The sequence below is a fragment of the Arthrobacter sp. ISL-69 genome (assembly GCF_018613775.1).
Lineage (GTDB): Bacteria > Actinomycetota > Actinomycetes > Actinomycetales > Micrococcaceae > Arthrobacter.
In genome coordinates this window covers 79,947-95,454 of the sequence record NZ_JAGGPO010000024.1, presented here as the reverse complement: position 1 = coordinate 95,454, position 15,508 = coordinate 79,947, and the positions used below count along the sequence as shown (strand labels likewise).

10 protein-coding genes are annotated in these 15,508 nt (G+C 66.5%); 7 read left to right on the top strand and 3 right to left on the bottom strand.

Going from position 1 to position 15,508, the window contains the following annotated elements; translation table 11 throughout:
* Positions 1 to 110: 110 nt before the first annotated feature.
* Positions 111 to 2,732 (bottom strand): valine--tRNA ligase, encoded by a 2,622-nt coding sequence (valS, locus tag J7I79_RS17810; RefSeq protein WP_214955430.1) that lies wholly within the window; start codon positions 2,730 to 2,732, stop codon positions 111 to 113.
* Between the two features lie 61 nt (positions 2,733 to 2,793).
* On the opposite strand from valS, the gene J7I79_RS17805 reads away from it, so the two are divergent.
* Positions 2,794 to 3,153, top strand: a complete 360-nt coding sequence (locus J7I79_RS17805; protein ID WP_214955429.1) for a DUF488 domain-containing protein — start codon at positions 2,794 to 2,796, stop codon at positions 3,151 to 3,153.
* A gap of 9 nt (positions 3,154 to 3,162) precedes the next feature.
* The gene (locus J7I79_RS17800) at positions 3,163 to 3,924 is read left to right on the top strand and encodes an SDR family oxidoreductase (RefSeq protein WP_214955427.1); all 762 of its coding nucleotides are present in this window, start codon (positions 3,163 to 3,165) and stop codon (positions 3,922 to 3,924) included.
* An 8-nt stretch (positions 3,925 to 3,932) separates the two neighbouring features.
* Here J7I79_RS17800 and J7I79_RS17795 read toward each other — a convergent pair whose 3' ends face one another.
* Positions 3,933 to 4,961 carry an endonuclease/exonuclease/phosphatase family protein gene (locus J7I79_RS17795; protein ID WP_214955425.1) on the bottom strand — a complete coding sequence of 343 codons (1,029 nt, stop codon included), beginning with the start codon at positions 4,959 to 4,961 and terminating at the stop codon, positions 3,933 to 3,935.
* A 352-nt stretch (positions 4,962 to 5,313) separates the two neighbouring features.
* Between J7I79_RS17795 and ileS the strand changes: the two genes are divergently transcribed.
* The 4 genes from ileS to ndk are packed head-to-tail and all read left to right on the top strand — an operon-like array spanning position 5,314 to position 10,944.
* Complete coding sequence (ileS, locus tag J7I79_RS17790) at positions 5,314 to 8,679, top strand: isoleucine--tRNA ligase (RefSeq protein ID WP_214955423.1); 3,366 nt, start codon at positions 5,314 to 5,316, stop codon at positions 8,677 to 8,679.
* 3 nt (positions 8,680 to 8,682) lie between these two features.
* Positions 8,683 to 10,041, top strand: coding sequence for a folylpolyglutamate synthase/dihydrofolate synthase family protein (locus J7I79_RS17785; RefSeq protein WP_214955422.1), 1,359 nt, complete (start codon positions 8,683 to 8,685; stop codon positions 10,039 to 10,041).
* Positions 10,042 to 10,043: 2 nt separating this feature from the next.
* The gene (locus tag J7I79_RS17780) at positions 10,044 to 10,487 is read left to right on the top strand and encodes a DUF4233 domain-containing protein (protein WP_104173112.1); all 444 of its coding nucleotides are present in this window, start codon (positions 10,044 to 10,046) and stop codon (positions 10,485 to 10,487) included.
* A 37-nt stretch (positions 10,488 to 10,524) separates the two neighbouring features.
* Positions 10,525 to 10,944, top strand: coding sequence for a nucleoside-diphosphate kinase (ndk, locus tag J7I79_RS17775; protein WP_214955420.1), 420 nt, complete (start codon positions 10,525 to 10,527; stop codon positions 10,942 to 10,944).
* Between the two features lie 84 nt (positions 10,945 to 11,028).
* On the opposite strand, the gene J7I79_RS17770 is transcribed toward ndk, so the two are convergent.
* Positions 11,029 to 11,700, bottom strand: coding sequence for a vitamin K epoxide reductase family protein (locus J7I79_RS17770; protein WP_214955418.1), 672 nt, complete (start codon positions 11,698 to 11,700; stop codon positions 11,029 to 11,031).
* Between the two features lie 471 nt (positions 11,701 to 12,171).
* On the opposite strand from J7I79_RS17770, the gene J7I79_RS17765 reads away from it, so the two are divergent.
* A complete protein-coding gene (locus J7I79_RS17765) occupies positions 12,172 to 15,441 on the top strand; it encodes an Rne/Rng family ribonuclease (RefSeq protein ID WP_214955416.1) in 3,270 nt (1,089 codons plus the stop codon).
* Positions 15,442 to 15,508 lie beyond the last annotated feature (67 nt).

Sequence of the window (15,508 nt, the reverse complement as noted above, 5' to 3'; positions counted from 1 at the left end):
AACAGGCGGAGCTCCAAAGCCGGGGCGCAGCCAAAACAGAAGCCCCACCAGCTGAACGCTGATGGGGCTTCATGTTTGGCGGGACAGGTTCTGCCAGCCAGGCCGGGGGGCTAGGCGCTTGGCGCTTCCTCCGGCTGCGCCAGCAAAACATCGCTGACGGTGAGTTCGCCTTCGCCTGCCACGAGGGTCAGTTCGCGAGCATTGGAGGCTGCCTTCAGGTCTGCAAGACCGGCCTTCAGCTGCGTGGTGAGGGACTCCGTGGCGGTGATCGTGGCGGACAGGACCTCAGTGCGCTGCTTGACCTTCGCCTCGGACTTGGCCTTGCGGATGCCGCTCAGCGCGACCCCGACAGTCGCGAGCATGGTGGTGTCGCCGTCCGACACGTCCAGGGGCGCCGGCCACTCGGCGCGGTGCACTGACCCGGTGCGCCACCAGCTCCAGACCTCTTCGGTGGCGAAGGGCAGGAACGGTGCGAACAGCCTCAGCAAGGTGTCCAGGGAGGTGGCCAGGGCCGCCAGCACGGACGCCTGTTCGGCCTCGCCGGCGGCACCGTAGGCGCGGTCCTTGATGAGCTCCACATAGTCGTCGGTGAACTGCCAGAAGAAGCTTTCGCTGATCTGCAGGGCACGGGCGTAATCGTAGTTTTCGAACGCCTTGGTGGCCTGCGACACGACGTCCGAGAGCTGCGCCAGTACCGCGCGGTCCAAGGGGTTGGTCAGCACGGACAGATCCGTGGAAACCACCGAGTTTTCCGTGGCACCGAGGTTCAGGACGAACTTCGAGGCGTTGAGGAGCTTGATGGCCAGGCGGCGGCCGATCTTCATCTGGGCGATCTCGTAGGCGGTGTCCGCGCCCAGTTTGGCCGATGCCGCCCAGTAGCGGACCGCGTCCGAGCCGTACTCGTTGAGGACATCGGTCGGGACGATCACGTTGCCCTTGGACTTGGACATCTTTTTGCGGTCCGGATCCAGGATCCAGCCCGAGATGGCCGCGTGCTTCCACGGTGCGGTGTCCTGCAGCGCGTCGGCGCGGACGGCGGAGGAGAAGAGCCACGTCCGGATGATGTCGTGCCCCTGCGGGCGTACGTCGAAGGGGTAGACCTTGGCAAAGAGTGCCTCGTCCGTGCTCCATCCGCCCACGATCTGCGGCGTCAGCGAGGACGTGGCCCAGGTGTCCAGGACGTCAGCGTCGCCGGTGAAACCGCCCGGCACATCGCGCTGGGCTTCTTCGTAGCCGGGCGCGGCGTCGGCGGCCGGGTCCACGGGGAGCTGCACGTCGGACGGGACGATCGGCGCATCGTATTCGGGGTTGCCGTCGGCATCCAGGGGGTACCAGACCGGCACCGGCACGCCGAAGAAGCGCTGGCGGGACACGAGCCAGTCGCCGTTAAGTCCGGAGATCCAGTTCTCGTAGCGTGAGCGCATGAAGGCCGGGTGGAATTCGATTTCTTTGCCCCGGCGGATCAGGCGTTCGCGGCGGTCCTCGTCGCGGCCGCCGTTGCGGATGTACCACTGGCGCGACGTCACGACCTCGAGGGGCTTGTCGCCCTTCTCGAAGAAGTTGACCGGGTGCATGATCTTCTTGGGCTCGCCGTCGAGGAGCCCGGCGGCGGACAGCTGCTCGACAACGGCCTCCTTGGCGCTGAAGACCGTCTTGCCGGCGATTGACTCGAAGGCGGAGCGGCCTTCCCCGGTGGTGATCCAGTCCGGGGTGTCACCGATGATCCGGCCGTCGCGGCCCACGATGGCGCGGGTGGGCAGCTGCAGTTCGCGCCACCAGGTGACGTCGGTGAGGTCGCCGAAGGTGCAGACCATGGCGATGCCGGAGCCCTTGTCCGCTTTGGCGAGGTGGTGCGCCTTGACCTCCACCTCAACGCCGAACAGGGGAGAGGTGACCTTCTTGCCGAACAGCGGCTGGTACCGCTCGTCGTCGGGGTTCGCCACGAGGGCGGCACAGGCGGCCAGCAGCTCCGGGCGGGTCGTCTCGACGTAGATCTTGTCGCCGTCCTCGGTGAAGAACGGGTAGCGGTAGTACGCGCCGGCGACTTCGCGGTCCTCGAGTTCGGCCTGGGCCACGGCGGTGCGGAACGTGACATCCCACAGGGTGGGTGCCTCGGCCATGTACGCGTCGCCGGCGGCCAGGTTGGCCAGGAAGGCGCGCTGGGAGATGGCGCGGGACTTGTCGTCGATGGTGCGGTAGGTCAGGTCCCAGTCAACGGAGAGGCCCAGGGTCTGGAAGAGGTTCTCGAAGACCTTCTCGTCCTCGACGGCGAGCTCCTCGCACAGTTCGATGAAGTTCCGGCGCGAGACGACGTCGAAGTCGCGCTGGTTCTTGGCCGGCTCTGTCGGCGGGCGGTAGGCGGCATCGTAGGAAATTGCCGGATCGCAACGAACACCGTAATAGTTCTGGACGCGGCGCTCGGTGGGCAGGCCGTTGTCGTCCCAGCCCATCGGGTAGAAGACGTTTTTGCCGGTCATGCGCTGGTAACGCGCCAGGACATCGGTCTGGGTGTAGGAGAACATGTGCCCCACGTGAAGGGACCCTGACGCCGTGGGCGGGGGAGTGTCGATCGAGTAGACCTGCTCCCTGGTGGTCTCCCGCTTGAACTTGTAGGTCCCTTCGTCAAGCCAGCGCTGCGTCAGGGCAGCTTCCAACCCCTCAAGGGCGGGCTTGTCCGGAACGTTGATAGGGGCAGTGGTGGGCGTGTCTGTACCCTGTTTGTCTTCAGCCATGGAGCAATTGTTTCATGATCTCTTCCATCGCCTGCGCGTCTCCCTGCGCTAGCATCCCGGTATGGACAACGAAGCCCGCCAGTTGGTGACCAAACGCATCTACGATGAACCCGCCGACGACGACGGTTTCCGCGTTCTGGTGGACAGGCTCTGGCCGCGCGGGGTCAGCAAGGAACGGGCCCGGCTGGATCTTTGGCTCAAGGACATTGCCCCGTCAGCGCCGCTGCGGACCGAGTTCGCCCACATGGAGGAACGTTTCGCGGATTTCCGTGTCCAGTATGAGGCCGAACTCGAAGACAACCCGGCCGTGGCCGCCCTGCAGGAACTGGCGGAGAAGCACCGTCGCATCACTCTGCTGTACGGCGCCAGGGACCTGGAGGTCAACCACGCCCGTGTGCTGCTGGAGTTCCTCCAGCGCTAGGGTGGTGCCATGACTGAGGAAAAGCGCACGAAGGCAGCAGTAGTTACGGGAGCAAGCACAGGAATCGGCGAAGCCACGGTCCGTGCGTTGACGGCTGAGGGGTGGACGGTCTTTGCAGTCGCCCGCCGCGCGGACCGGCTCGCCGCACTGGCAGCGGAAACGGGAGCCACGGCCGTCCCTGCGGACATCACCGAAGACTCTGACGTGGAGCGGCTCCTGGCCGAAGTGACGACGGAAGGCGGCATTGACACCCTCATCAACATCGCCGGCGGTGCGCGCGGAGCGGACAGGATCGCGGATGCCAAGACGGAAGACTGGGAGTGGATGTTCGAGGTGAACGTCCTGGGCACCATGAAACTGACGCGTGCCTTCCTGCCGATGCTGCGGGCCGGCGGTGAGGGAACAGTCCTGAACCTGACGTCGACGGCGGGACTGACCGCCTATGAGGGCGGCGGCGGTTACAACGCGGCCAAGTTCGCCCAGCACGCCATGAACGATGCGCTGCGGCTCGAAGAGGTGGAACACAACCTCCGGGTCATCGAGGTTGCCCCGGGGCTGGTGCACACCGAGGAGTTCGCACTCAACAGGCTGGGCGACCAGGAGGCTGCCGGCAAGGTTTACCAGGGCGTCGAGAAGCCGCTCACGGCCGCAGACGTCGCCGATGTGGTCCGCTACGCTGTCACGGCGCCGCACCACGTCAACCTGGACCAGATCGTGATCCGGCCCGTGGCGCAGGCCGCGACCCACAAGCTCATCCGCAAGCTGGCCTGAGCGGGGTTTTAACCGGCTGCCGGGACGCTCAGCGTCGCCACGACCGCTGCATGGTCCGTTCCGGGCACGCGATGGACCTCGTACCCGGAACCGGTGATGCCGGGGCTGGTGATGAGATGGTCAATGGCAATACCGGGCAGCCGGGGTCCCTCCATCGGCCAGGTGGGGATGAGGCGCATTCCGGCGGCCGTCCCAACATCCACCATTTTCCGGCCATCGGGGCCGCCGTCGAGGAGTGCGCGGAACTCTGCGTGGTCGTACGTGGCGTTGAAGTCGCCGATGAGCAGCCGGTTGCCGGGCCGTGCGGCCAGGCGGGCCACGGCTGCGAGGTCGCTGCGCCACTGGCCAATGCGGACGTCAACCGGCGGAAGCGCATGGACGTTCGCGACTTCGAGGACTGCCGGCGCTCCCGTGCCCTCAACGGTGACCCGGACGATCGGCATCTGGAACGGAGTGTCCGGCACGACGCCAACCGCTTCGATGCGGTGCGCCGAGTAGGTGGCGCTGCCGGCGGCGTCGTCCGTTGGGTCGCTGATCCTGTTCGGCAGCAAACCGGACAGCCCCGCGGCCGCGAGCCTGTCCTCAAGGGCCTGCGAATGTTCCTGGACCGTCAGCAGGGCAACCCCGTTCTCCCGGACCAGCCGCACAATTTCCGCCGCGTCCGCCTGGCCGTATTCCGAATTGATGTTCATGGCCGTCACCTGCACCGTCGGCGCACCGGGCTCGGGAATGCTCCGGCCGTGGTCCAGCGGGAACAGCCAAAGGAGCTGGATCGCCATCAGGACGGCAGTCACCCAGGCCAGCCACCGACGTCGGCCAACAACGGCCAGGAGCAACCCGGCGCCGGCCGGGATCACCAGCCACGGTGTGAAGGACAACAGCTGGACGACGGGAGTAGGCCATTCCGCCGGAATGGCACGGAAGACGGACAGGACCGCCACCGGCACAGAAGCCAGCACGGCGAGCACCGGCCATGCGACGGATAGGCGGCGTCGTGGCCGGCTGGTTGCGGCGGGGGCGGAGGCGGAGATGGTCATGTGCCCGAGTCTATGCATTCCGAATACCGGGGCATGCCCGGGTTCCCCTGCCCGATACCGAAACTTGGGGTATCTCTGGGTAGAATCGAGTATCAGCTTTGACCCGGCCATCACCGGTGAGCTTCCGGAAGAACCTTCGGGCCCTGCGGCGCAGGACCCGAAGCAGTAGAACCGGACGGGTAAGCCCGTCACAGCAGCAATGAGCGGCCGACGCCGGTGTTCTCCATTACGGGGGTCCGGCGACGGTAAGTGAGGTGGTACCGCGGTGCCGGTGCTGTTGGAAGACAGCGTACGGGCCGTCCTCGCATCCTGAATGATCCACTTGTTCACTAGCTCAACCCAGGATGTCGAGATGACCTATTACCCCAAGGCCTCAGCCGCACCGTCAGGCTCCGGTTCCACCGCCACACCTTCCAACACCTCCGGCGTGTCGGCCTCCGTGAAGTTTCCGGAGATCGAAGAACGGATCCTCAAGTACTGGGACCAGGACGGCACCTTCCAGGCAAGCATCGACCAGCGCGAGTCTGACCTCCCTGGCGGCGAACGCGGCAGCAACGAGTTTGTCTTCTACGACGGCCCTCCCTTCGCCAACGGCCTGCCGCACTACGGCCACCTGCTGACCGGCTACGCCAAGGACCTGGTGGGCCGCTACCAGACGCAGCGCGGCCGCCGGGTCGAGCGCCGCTTCGGCTGGGACACCCACGGCCTTCCCGCCGAGCTGGAAGCCATGAAGCAGCTGGGCATGACGGACAAAACCCAGATCGAAGCCATGGGCATCGACAAGTTCAACGACGCCTGCCGCGCGTCCGTGATGAAGTACGCGGACGAGTGGAAGAGCTACGTCACCCGCCAGGCCCGCTGGGTGGACTTCGACAACGACTACAAGACGCTCAACGTCGAATACATGGAGTCCGTGCTCTGGGCCTTCAAGCAGCTGCATGAAAAGGGCCTGACCTACAACGGCTACCGGGTCCTGCCGTACTGCTGGAAGGACGAAACGCCGCTGTCCAACCACGAACTGCGCATGGACGACGACGTCTACAAGAACCGCCAGGACCAGACCGTCACCGTCACGTTCCCCATCACGGCAGGGGAGTCGGAACTGTCCAGGCAGCTCGCCGGAGTGCAGGCGCTCGCCTGGACCACCACGCCCTGGACGCTGCCCACCAACCTGGCGCTCGCCGTCGGGCCCGCCATCACCTATGCCGTGCTGCCTGCCGGTCCCAACGGCATCAAGGCGGCGTCCCCCGAGGCCCCGGTCTCGGGGAGCTTCCTGCTCGCCGCCGACCTGCTGGGCGCCTATGCCAAGGACCTGGGCTACGGCGACGGCACCGCAGGCGTTGAGGCCGCCGAGGCCGCGGTCACCGCCACGTACACCGGCGCCGAGCTGGCAGGCCTGCAGTACCAGCCGCTCTGGACCGACTTCAGCGACGCTGAGAAGTTCGGCACGGAGAACGCCTGGCGCTTCCTTGTGGCCGACTACGTCACCACCACTGACGGCACCGGCATCGTCCACCAGGCACCCGCCTATGGTGAAGACGACCAGAAGGTCTGCGAAGAGGCCGGCATCCCCGTGGTCCTGTCCGTGGACGAGGGCGCGAAGTTCCTGCCGCTGTTCTCGCACGGCGACCTGCACGACATCGTCGGACTGCAGGTGTTCGAGGCCAACAAGCCCATCACGCAGGTGCTGCGAGCCCAGGGCCGCCTGGTCCGGCAGGCCAGCTACGAGCACAGCTACCCGCACTGCTGGCGCTGCCGCAACCCGCTGATCTACCGCGCGGTGTCCTCCTGGTACGTGGAAGTCACCAAGTTCAAGGACCGCATGTCCGAGCTGAACCAGGAGATCAACTGGATCCCCGGCAACGTCAAGGACGGACAGTTCGGCAAGTGGCTGGCCAACGCCCGCGACTGGTCCATCAGCCGCAACCGCTACTGGGGCAGCCCCATCCCGGTGTGGCAGTCCAGCGACCCAGAATTCCCGCGCACCGACGTCTACGGTTCGCTCGCCGAGATCGAGGCCGACTTCGGCCGCCTCCCGCTGAACAAAGCCGGGCAGGTTGACCTGCACCGGCCGTTCATCGACGAACTGACCCGCCCGAACCCTGACGACCCGCGCACCCCCGAAGAGGGCCAGTCCGTGATGCGCCGCGTCGAGGATGTCCTGGACGTGTGGTTCGACTCCGGCTCCATGCCCTACGGCCAGGTCCACTACCCGTTCCAGAACGAGGAGTGGTTCGACACCCACAACCCGGCGGACTTTATCGTCGAGTACATCGGGCAGACCCGCGGCTGGTTCTACATGCTGCACATCCTGTCCACGGCGCTGTTCGACCGGCCGGCCTTCCGCAACGTCATCAGCCACGGCATCGTGCTCGGTTCGGACGGGCAGAAGATGTCCAAGAGCCTGCGCAACTACCCGGACGTCTCCGAGGTCCTGGACCGCGACGGCTCCGACGCCATGCGCTGGTTCCTGATGTCCAGCCCCATCCTGCGCGGCGGCAACCTTGTGGTCACCGAGCAGGGAATCCGCGACGGCGTCCGCCAGGTCATCCTGCCGCTGTGGAACGTGTACAGCTTCTTCACGCTGTACACGAACGCTGCGAACGCTGCTGCAGGACAAGCGAACGGCTACGACGCGAAGCTGCGCTACGACGGCTACGCGGACACGCTGGACCAGTACCTCATGGCCAACACCGGGGACTTGGTCCGCAACATGACCGCCCAGCTGGACGGCTACGACATCTCCGGCGCCTGCGACGAACTGCGCAGCTACCTGGACATGCTCACCAACTGGTACGTGCGGCGCAGTCGCCAGCGCTTCTTCGACGAGAGCGTCGACGCCTTCGACGCGCTCTACACCGCGCTGGAGACCGTCTCCCGGGTGGCGGCGTCCCTGCTGCCGCTGGTCTCCGAAGAGATCTGGCGCGGCCTCACCGGCGGGCGCTCCGTGCACCTGGCCGACTGGCCGGACGCCGGGCTCTTCCCGGCCAACCCGGGACTCGTCGAGGCGATGGACCGGGTCCAGCAGATCTGTTCCACCGGATCCTCACTGCGCAAGGCTGCAAACCTCCGGGTCCGCCTGCCGCTGCAGGAGCTCACCGTCGTGGCACCCGGCGCGGATGCGCTGGGAGGCTTCGCCGCCGTCGTCGCCGATGAACTGAACCTGCGTTCCGTCCGACTGCTGGACGCCGACAGCGCCTCCCCGGAGGAGTTCGGCATCGAGCAGAAGCTCGTCGTGAATGCACGGGCCGCCGGGCCGCGCCTGGGCAAGAACGTCCAGCAGGCCATCAAGGGCTCCAAGTCCGGTGACTGGTCAGTGGACGACGCCGGAGTGGTCACCGCGGGCGGACTCGTCCTCGAACCGCAGGAATACACGCTGGAAACGGTGGTGGCGGAGGCCGCCGAGGGAGCCGGTTCGCGTGCCGCTGCGGTGCTGCCTGGCGGCGGCTTCGTGGTCCTCAACACCGAGGTCACGCCGGAACTCGAAGCCGAAGGCCTGGCCCGGGACATGGTCCGTGCCATCCAGCAGGCCCGCAAGGATGCCGGACTCAACGTGAGCGACCGCATCCGCACCACCGTGACCGCCGCGCAGAACGTCATCGACGCGCTGGAGGCCAATGCCGGACTCATCAGGACCGAAACCCTGACTGTGGACCTGGGCACCGTTGCGGCAGACTCCGCAGAACCGCAGATCAGCGTTGAAAAAGTAGAGGCCTAAGCAATGACAGACGAATTTTCCGTAGAGAGCGTCTACGCCGAACTGCTGGGCCGCGCACCCGAAAACAAGATGGAACCGCGCCTCGCGCCGCTGTTCCGGGCCATGGATGTGCTGGGGGAGCCCAACAAGGCCTTCCCGATCATCCACATCACCGGCACCAACGGCAAGACGTCCACGGCCCGCATGATCGAGGCCGGGCTCCGGGCCCACGGACTGAGTACCGGGCGGTACACGAGCCCGCACCTGTCCAAGGTGACCGAGCGAATCAGCATCGACGGTGCACCGGTATCGGATGAGACCTTCGTCCGGATCTGGGACGAGATCCGGCCGTACCTGCAGATTGTGGACGGCGAGCTCGAGGCCGAGGGACAGCCCCGGCTGACGTACTTCGAGTGCCTCACCATCCTGGCCTTCGCCGTTTTTGCCGACCAGCCGGTCAACGTGGCTGTCATGGAGGTGGGCCTGGGCGGCATTACCGATGCCACGAACGTCGGTGACGGCCAGGTGGCAGTGGTGACTCCCATCTCGCTGGACCACACGGATCTGCTCGGTGACACCACCGAAGACATTGCCCGCGAAAAAGCGGGCATCATCAAGCCGGGAGGCTTCCTGGTCAGCGCCGCGCAGCCCGTCGGCGCCGCCCAGGTACTGCTCGAAAAGGCCCGGGAAGTCCAGGCCCCGTACCGCTTCGAAGGCGTGGAGTTCGGCGTCGAGTCACGGACCGTTGCCGTCGGCGGCCAGATGGTCACCATCCAGGGCCTGGCCGGACGGTACGAGGAACTGCTCGTTCCGCTGCACGGAGCGCATCAGGCGGAGAACGCCGCCGTCGCCATTGCCGCGCTTGAGGCGTTCTTCGGCGGCGAAAAGGCCCTTGACGCCGAAATCCTCCAGGAGGCGTTTGCTTCGGTCACCTCTCCGGGCCGCTTGGAAGTCCTCCGCACTGCGCCGACCATTATCGTGGATGCCGCCCACAACCCCGAGGGCATCCGGGTTTCGGCCGAAACCATCCACGAAGCCTTCAGCTTCACCAAACTGGTGCTGGTTGTGGGGGTCCTGAAGGAGAAGGACGCCGAGGAGATCCTCCGCCAGCTCAAAGAGTCACTGGGCGACCTTTCCGCGGAATACTGCTTCACCCAGTCCAACTCGCCCCGGGCAGTACCGGCCGAGGACCTGGCGGAACTGGCGCTGGACCTGGGCTTCGGCGAAGACAACATCCATGTGGCCGAAAAGCTCGACGACGCCCTGGAATGGGCCGTGGAGCACGCCGAAGCCAACGAGGACCTCGCCGGCGGCGTCCTGGTGACGGGTTCCATCACGCTCGTGGCGGAAGCCCGGATCCTGCTCGGAAAGGCGGACGCCTGACAATGGCTCGACTCACAAAGGCGCAGCGGGAGTGGCGGCCGGGCATGCCCAAGAAGCGGCGCTCCACCAAAGTCATGTTCGCCTCCACGGTCCTGGTGCTCGAGGGGTTTGTCGCGTTCTTCGCCACACTGGCGGTCTTCGGCCTCCGGCGCGACGAGTTCCCGCCGGCAGTGATTCTCTCGGTGGGCATCGTCCTGAGCCTGGTGCTCGTGCTCACCTGCGCCGTGCTGTCCAAGCCGTGGGGTGTGGCCCTGGGCTGGATCCTGCAGCTGGTCCTGATCTTCACCGGATTCCTTGAGCCCATGATGTTCGTCGTGGGCATCCTGTTTGCCGTGGCCTGGTGGTACGGCATCCGGACCGGCATACGGATCGACCGCGAGGCCGCGCAGCGCGAACGTGAACAGGCCGAATGGGACGCCGCCCACCCCGACGGCGAAACCAACTAGACTATTTTCAAACCCCACCAACCACATTGGAGCAGCTGTGAGCATTGAGCGCACCCTCGTCCTGATCAAGCCCGACGGCGTGACCCGTAACCTGACCGGCGCCATCCTTGGCCGGATTGAAGCCAAGGGCTACAGCCTGTCCGAGCTCAAGAAGGTCGACGCCAGCCGCGAACTGCTGGAGCAGCACTACGAGGAACACGTAGGCAAGCCGTTCTACGAGCCGCTGGTTGAGTTCATGCTCAGCGGCCCCGTTGTCGCCGCGATCTTCGAAGGCCACCGCGTCATCGAGGGCTTCCGTTCCCTCGCCGGCACCACGGACCCGACGACGGCGGCGCCCGGCACCATCCGCGGCGACTTCGGCCGCGACTGGGGCCTGAAGGTCCAGCAGAACCTGGTCCACGGTTCGGACTCGGTGGAGTCCGCCGAACGCGAGATCAAGATCTGGTTCCAGGACTAACAGCCACCAGCGCGAACTGGCAGCAGATGACCTCAAAAGGTGATTTTGAGGGCAATAGCTGCCAGTTCGCGCTTTTTCTTTGGCTTAGTAGCCGGACGTTCCGATGAACACCTGGATGAAGGCGAAGAAGATGGTTGCGATGACGGCCACGTAAAGCAGGGCCGTCAGGATCCAGCCGGAGTCACCCACGATCTTCGCAGGTCCGGCCGGAACCTTGATCACCCCGTGCATGATGTTCCGGACCGTGACCCATACAAAGAGCGGGATCATCGCGGCCCAGACCACCATGCAGAACGGGCAGAGGATGTGGATGGAATACAGAGCCTGCGACCACAGCCACACCACGAAGGCAAAGCCGAGCGTCACACCGGCCTGGAGGCCAAGCCAGTACCAGCGGGCAAACTTTGCGCCGGAGAGAACAGCCATGCCCGTGGTGATAATGACGGCGAACGCCACGATGCCAATGAACATGTTGGGGAAACCGAAGACGGAACTCTGCCAGGTCTGCATGACAGCGCCGCATGACACCCAGGGATTTATGTCGCAGGCCGTTACATGGTTCGGATCCTTGAGGACCTCGAGCTTTTCCAGGACGAGGGCGCCCGAGGCGAGCCAGCCGACGACGCCGGTGATCACCAGGAGCCATCCGAACCCCTTGTCCCTGGTCATGGGAGGCAGGCCTTCCTGGGCCGCTGCACGCTCGCGGAGGCCACCGTCCACCCTGTTGTCCTGCGTGGAATTGGAGATGCTGGGCATGGGATGTCGCGTCCTTTTTCTCGAGGGCTCCTCGCCCTGATTGTAACGCCGGAGGCTGGAAGGGACGCACAGACTGCAGCCGGGCCGCGCCCTGATTGTAAGTTGCCCGGCACTGCATCCGCCGCGAGGGACTGAGCGTATGAGAGAATGAAGCTGGCTGGAATACGATCCACATTCGGATTCCGGTCCGGTGGCTCGTTTGTAAGACCGCCAATGATGAGCAGGGCACGGTCCGGATCCACGATAGATCCCGGCCTTCCCGCAATGCCATTGGACGGCACCTGGTTGTGGCTTGAGGAACAACGGGTTTCAGGACGACGTCGCCGGCCCTCCAGGGCTGCCGCACCCCACTGCCGGTGCGAACCTGAGGGTATCCAATTGACTTCTGTCAACGCCTGCGGGTTTTGACAAATATGTGCCCCAATGGGTGCCGGATGTGGCGGTACGTCAGGGGCAGGAGTGTCGCCACATATGGATAATGACCAGGTTCTAGCCGTTAATGAAGAAACCGCTGCCAGCGAAGAAGCAGTAGCTCTGGAGGCGCCGAAGAAGGCGACCCGGACAAGGCGCAAGGCCGCCCCCAAGGTGGAGGCCGTCGAAGCCGGCGAATCGGAGGCAGTTCCGGCGGAGGCCCCGGAGGCGGACACCGCCGCAGAGGAGAAGCCCCCGGCGCGCCGCAGCCGCTCCCGCAGGAAAGTCGAGCCTGCCGAGCCGCTCCCGGTCTTCGCCGAGGACGCCGCAGCTGCTCCGGTAGACGCAGCCCCGGCTGATGCTGCACCCGTGGAAGACGTCGCGGTTGAAGCCGCCGTCGTTGAAAAGCCCGTCCGCCGCCGCGCCTCGCGCGCCAAGGCCCCCGCAAAAGCGGCCGCCACCGAACCCGCTGCTGAGCCGGCCCCTGCCGAGGAACCTGCGCCGGTCGTCGAGCCTGCGCCGGTCGCGGAGACCGCACCCGCTGCTGAAGCAGCAGCACCGGAGGAAGCAGCAGCTGCCGAGCCTGAAGAGCCCGCCACCGCGGAGGCCAACCCGGTGGGCGCGCTCTTCCTTGAGCCCGGCTCGGTCACTTCCATGATTTTCCAGGCACCCGACCTGAGCAGCGTGGTCCGCCCGGCCACGCCCCCCGCGGTCACCCCCGCTGCGGCCGAGGAATCTGACGAGGAAGAAACCGGCGACGACGGCGATGCTGACGCCGGCGGCGCCCGTCGCCGGCGCAGCCGCGGACGCCGCGGCCGCAGCCGCGTGACCGAACGCGAAGCGACCGGCGAGGCCGAAGACGCCGAGGGCGCCGAGGGCGCCGCTGACGAGGACGCCGATGAGGAGTCCACCCGGACTGCGGAGGACGGCGTGACATCCCGCCGCCGTCGCCGCCGCCGCCGCGGCGACCAGGATCTTGAGCTCACCGGAGGGGAAGGCGACGACCCGCCCAACACCGTGACCCGTGTCCGTGCCCCGCGCGCCGCCAGCGAGGCGCCCGTCAACAACCGCGTAACATCCGTCAAGGGCTCCACCCGGCTGGAGGCCAAGAAGCAGCGCCGCCGCGAATCCCGCGACACCGGCCGCCGCCGCACGATCATCACCGAGGCCGAGTTCCTGGCCCGCCGCGAATCCGTGGACCGCCAGATGATCGTCCGCCAGCGCGACGACAGAATCCAGATCGGCGTCCTCGAAGACGGCGTCCTGGCAGAGCACTTCGTGTCCAAGACCCAGCAGGACTCCCTGATCGGCAACGTCTACCTGGGCAAGGTACAGAACGTGCTGCCGTCGATGGAAGCCGCCTTCGTGGACATCGGACGCGGCCGGAACGCCGTGCTGTACGCCGGTGAAGTCAACTGGGACGTGGTCAACCTCGAAGGCAAGCAGCGCCGGATCGAGAACGCACTGAAGTCCGGCGACTCCGTGCTGGTCCAGGTCACCAAGGACCCGGTCGGCCACAAGGGCGCCCGCCTGACGAGCCAGATTTCGCTGCCCGGCCGCTACCTCGTCTACGTTCCCGGCGGTTCCATGACCGGAATCTCCCGCAAGCTGCCCGACGTCGAACGCAACCGCCTCAAGCGGATCCTCAAGGACCGCCTGCCGGAAGATGCCGGCGTCATCGTCCGCACTGCAGCCGAGGGCGCGTCCGAGGAAGAGCTCACACACGACATCAACCGCCTGCGCGCCCAGTGGGAAGGGATCGAAGGCCAGGCAACGTCCACCAAAATCCTCGCTCCGGAACTGCTCTACGGCGAACCTGACCTGACCATCAAGGTGGTCCGTGACGTCTTCAACGAGGACTTCTCCAAGCTGATCGTCTCCGGCGAGGAAGCCTGGGACACCATCGAGGCCTATGTCACCTACGTGGCTCCGGACCTCGTGGGCCGGCTCGAGAAGTGGACCAAGGACACGGACATCTTCGCGGCCTGGCGGATCGACGAGCAGATCCACAAGGCACTCGACCGGAAGGTCTTCCTGCCGTCCGGCGGTTCCCTGGTCATCGACCGCACCGAAGCCATGACCGTGGTGGATGTCAACACCGGCAAGTTCACCGGCAGCGGCGGCAACCTCGAGGAAACCGTCACCAAGAACAACCTGGAAGCGGCCGAGGAAGTCGTCCGGCAGCTCCGGCTCCGCGACATCGGCGGCATCATCGTCATCGACTTCATCGACATGGTGCTCGAATCCAACCGCGACCTCGTGCTTCGCCGCATGGTGGAGTGCCTCGGCCGCGACCGGACCAAGCACCAGGTGGCCGAAGTGACCTCGCTGGGACTCGTGCAGATGACCCGCAAGCGGATGGGCACCGGGCTGCTGGAAGTCTTCGGCGAGCAGTGTGAAGCCTGCGCCGGCCGCGGCATCGTCACCCACGACGAGCCCGTGGAACACCGCCGCGCCAACGTTGTGGCCGCCGAGCATCACGTACCGCGGACGGAGAGCCAGCCGGCCCCGCGGACGGAGCGCAAGAGCCGCCGCCGCGGCAAGGGCGGTCAGGCTCCCGAGGCCGCTCCGCTGACGCCGGCCGCGGTACATTACGAGCCCACCGATGCCGAGCGCCACGCCAAGGCCGAAGCTACCCGCGCGGCGCTGGCCAACATAGCCGCCGCGGCGCACGCCGCCCACCTGCACGACGCCGAGACCGGCCATGCCGCCCCGGCGGCTGCTGCTGCCAAAGCGGCAGGGCAGGCCCACGCTGCCCAGTCAACGCCGGCGCAGTCCGCTCCCGCCACGGCGCGGCCGGCCAAGGTGTCCGACGCCGAGGCGGCTGCCGCAGGGCGGCCGGCTGCGGTCCTGACCTTCGGCGGCGAAAAGGTTGCGCTGCCGTTCGTTGAGCACGCAGGGGAATCGCCGGCCACGGGCGCGGCGCTGACCCTCGACCGCCTGGCCGAGGCGTTCGCGCACCTTGGCGGGCCTGCAGCGGCTGAGCGCCCGGCGGCACCGGCTGAGCAGCCGGTTCAGGCGGTCCAGGCCCCGGCAGCCCGGGTTCCGGCTACGCGGGCCCCGGCAGTCCAGGCTGCTGAAGCCGACTACACCGACCACACTGCGGTGCAGGGCCGGGCGCGCCGTCCGCGCCGCAACCGGAGTGCGAGCCGTGCCCAGGGCGCAGCGAACGAAACGTCCGTGGAACACCACGAGACGGCTCCGGTGGCCGCGGCAGGGCATACCCACGAGGCCAAGGCACCGGAACCGGCAAAGAAGGATGCGCAGGCAAAGGCTCCGGCCAGCGCACCGATCATCCTCGGCGTGGGAGTGCCGGCCTCCGAGCTCTGATCCACCAGCCGACTGACACCGCGGGTGCGGTCCGAACCGGGCGTAGTAATACGCCGGATTCGGGCCG

What these genes read in the sequence shown, in the direction of transcription:
- valS (WP_214955430.1), bottom strand. Translation starts at nt 2,732, where the DNA reads ATGGCTGAAGACAAACAGGGTACAGACACGCCCACCACTGCCCCTATC.
- J7I79_RS17805 (WP_214955429.1), top strand. Translation starts at nt 2,794, where the DNA reads ATGGACAACGAAGCCCGCCAGTTGGTGACCAAACGCATCTACGATGAA.
- J7I79_RS17800 (WP_214955427.1), top strand. Translation starts at nt 3,163, where the DNA reads ATGACTGAGGAAAAGCGCACGAAGGCAGCAGTAGTTACGGGAGCAAGC.
- J7I79_RS17795 (WP_214955425.1), bottom strand. Translation starts at nt 4,961, where the DNA reads ATGACCATCTCCGCCTCCGCCCCCGCCGCAACCAGCCGGCCACGACGC.
- ileS (WP_214955423.1), top strand. Translation starts at nt 5,314, where the DNA reads ATGACCTATTACCCCAAGGCCTCAGCCGCACCGTCAGGCTCCGGTTCC.
- J7I79_RS17785 (WP_214955422.1), top strand. Translation starts at nt 8,683, where the DNA reads ATGACAGACGAATTTTCCGTAGAGAGCGTCTACGCCGAACTGCTGGGC.
- J7I79_RS17780 (WP_104173112.1), top strand. Translation starts at nt 10,044, where the DNA reads ATGGCTCGACTCACAAAGGCGCAGCGGGAGTGGCGGCCGGGCATGCCC.
- J7I79_RS17770 (WP_214955418.1), bottom strand. Translation starts at nt 11,700, where the DNA reads ATGCCCAGCATCTCCAATTCCACGCAGGACAACAGGGTGGACGGTGGC.
- J7I79_RS17765 (WP_214955416.1), top strand. Translation starts at nt 12,172, where the DNA reads ATGGATAATGACCAGGTTCTAGCCGTTAATGAAGAAACCGCTGCCAGC.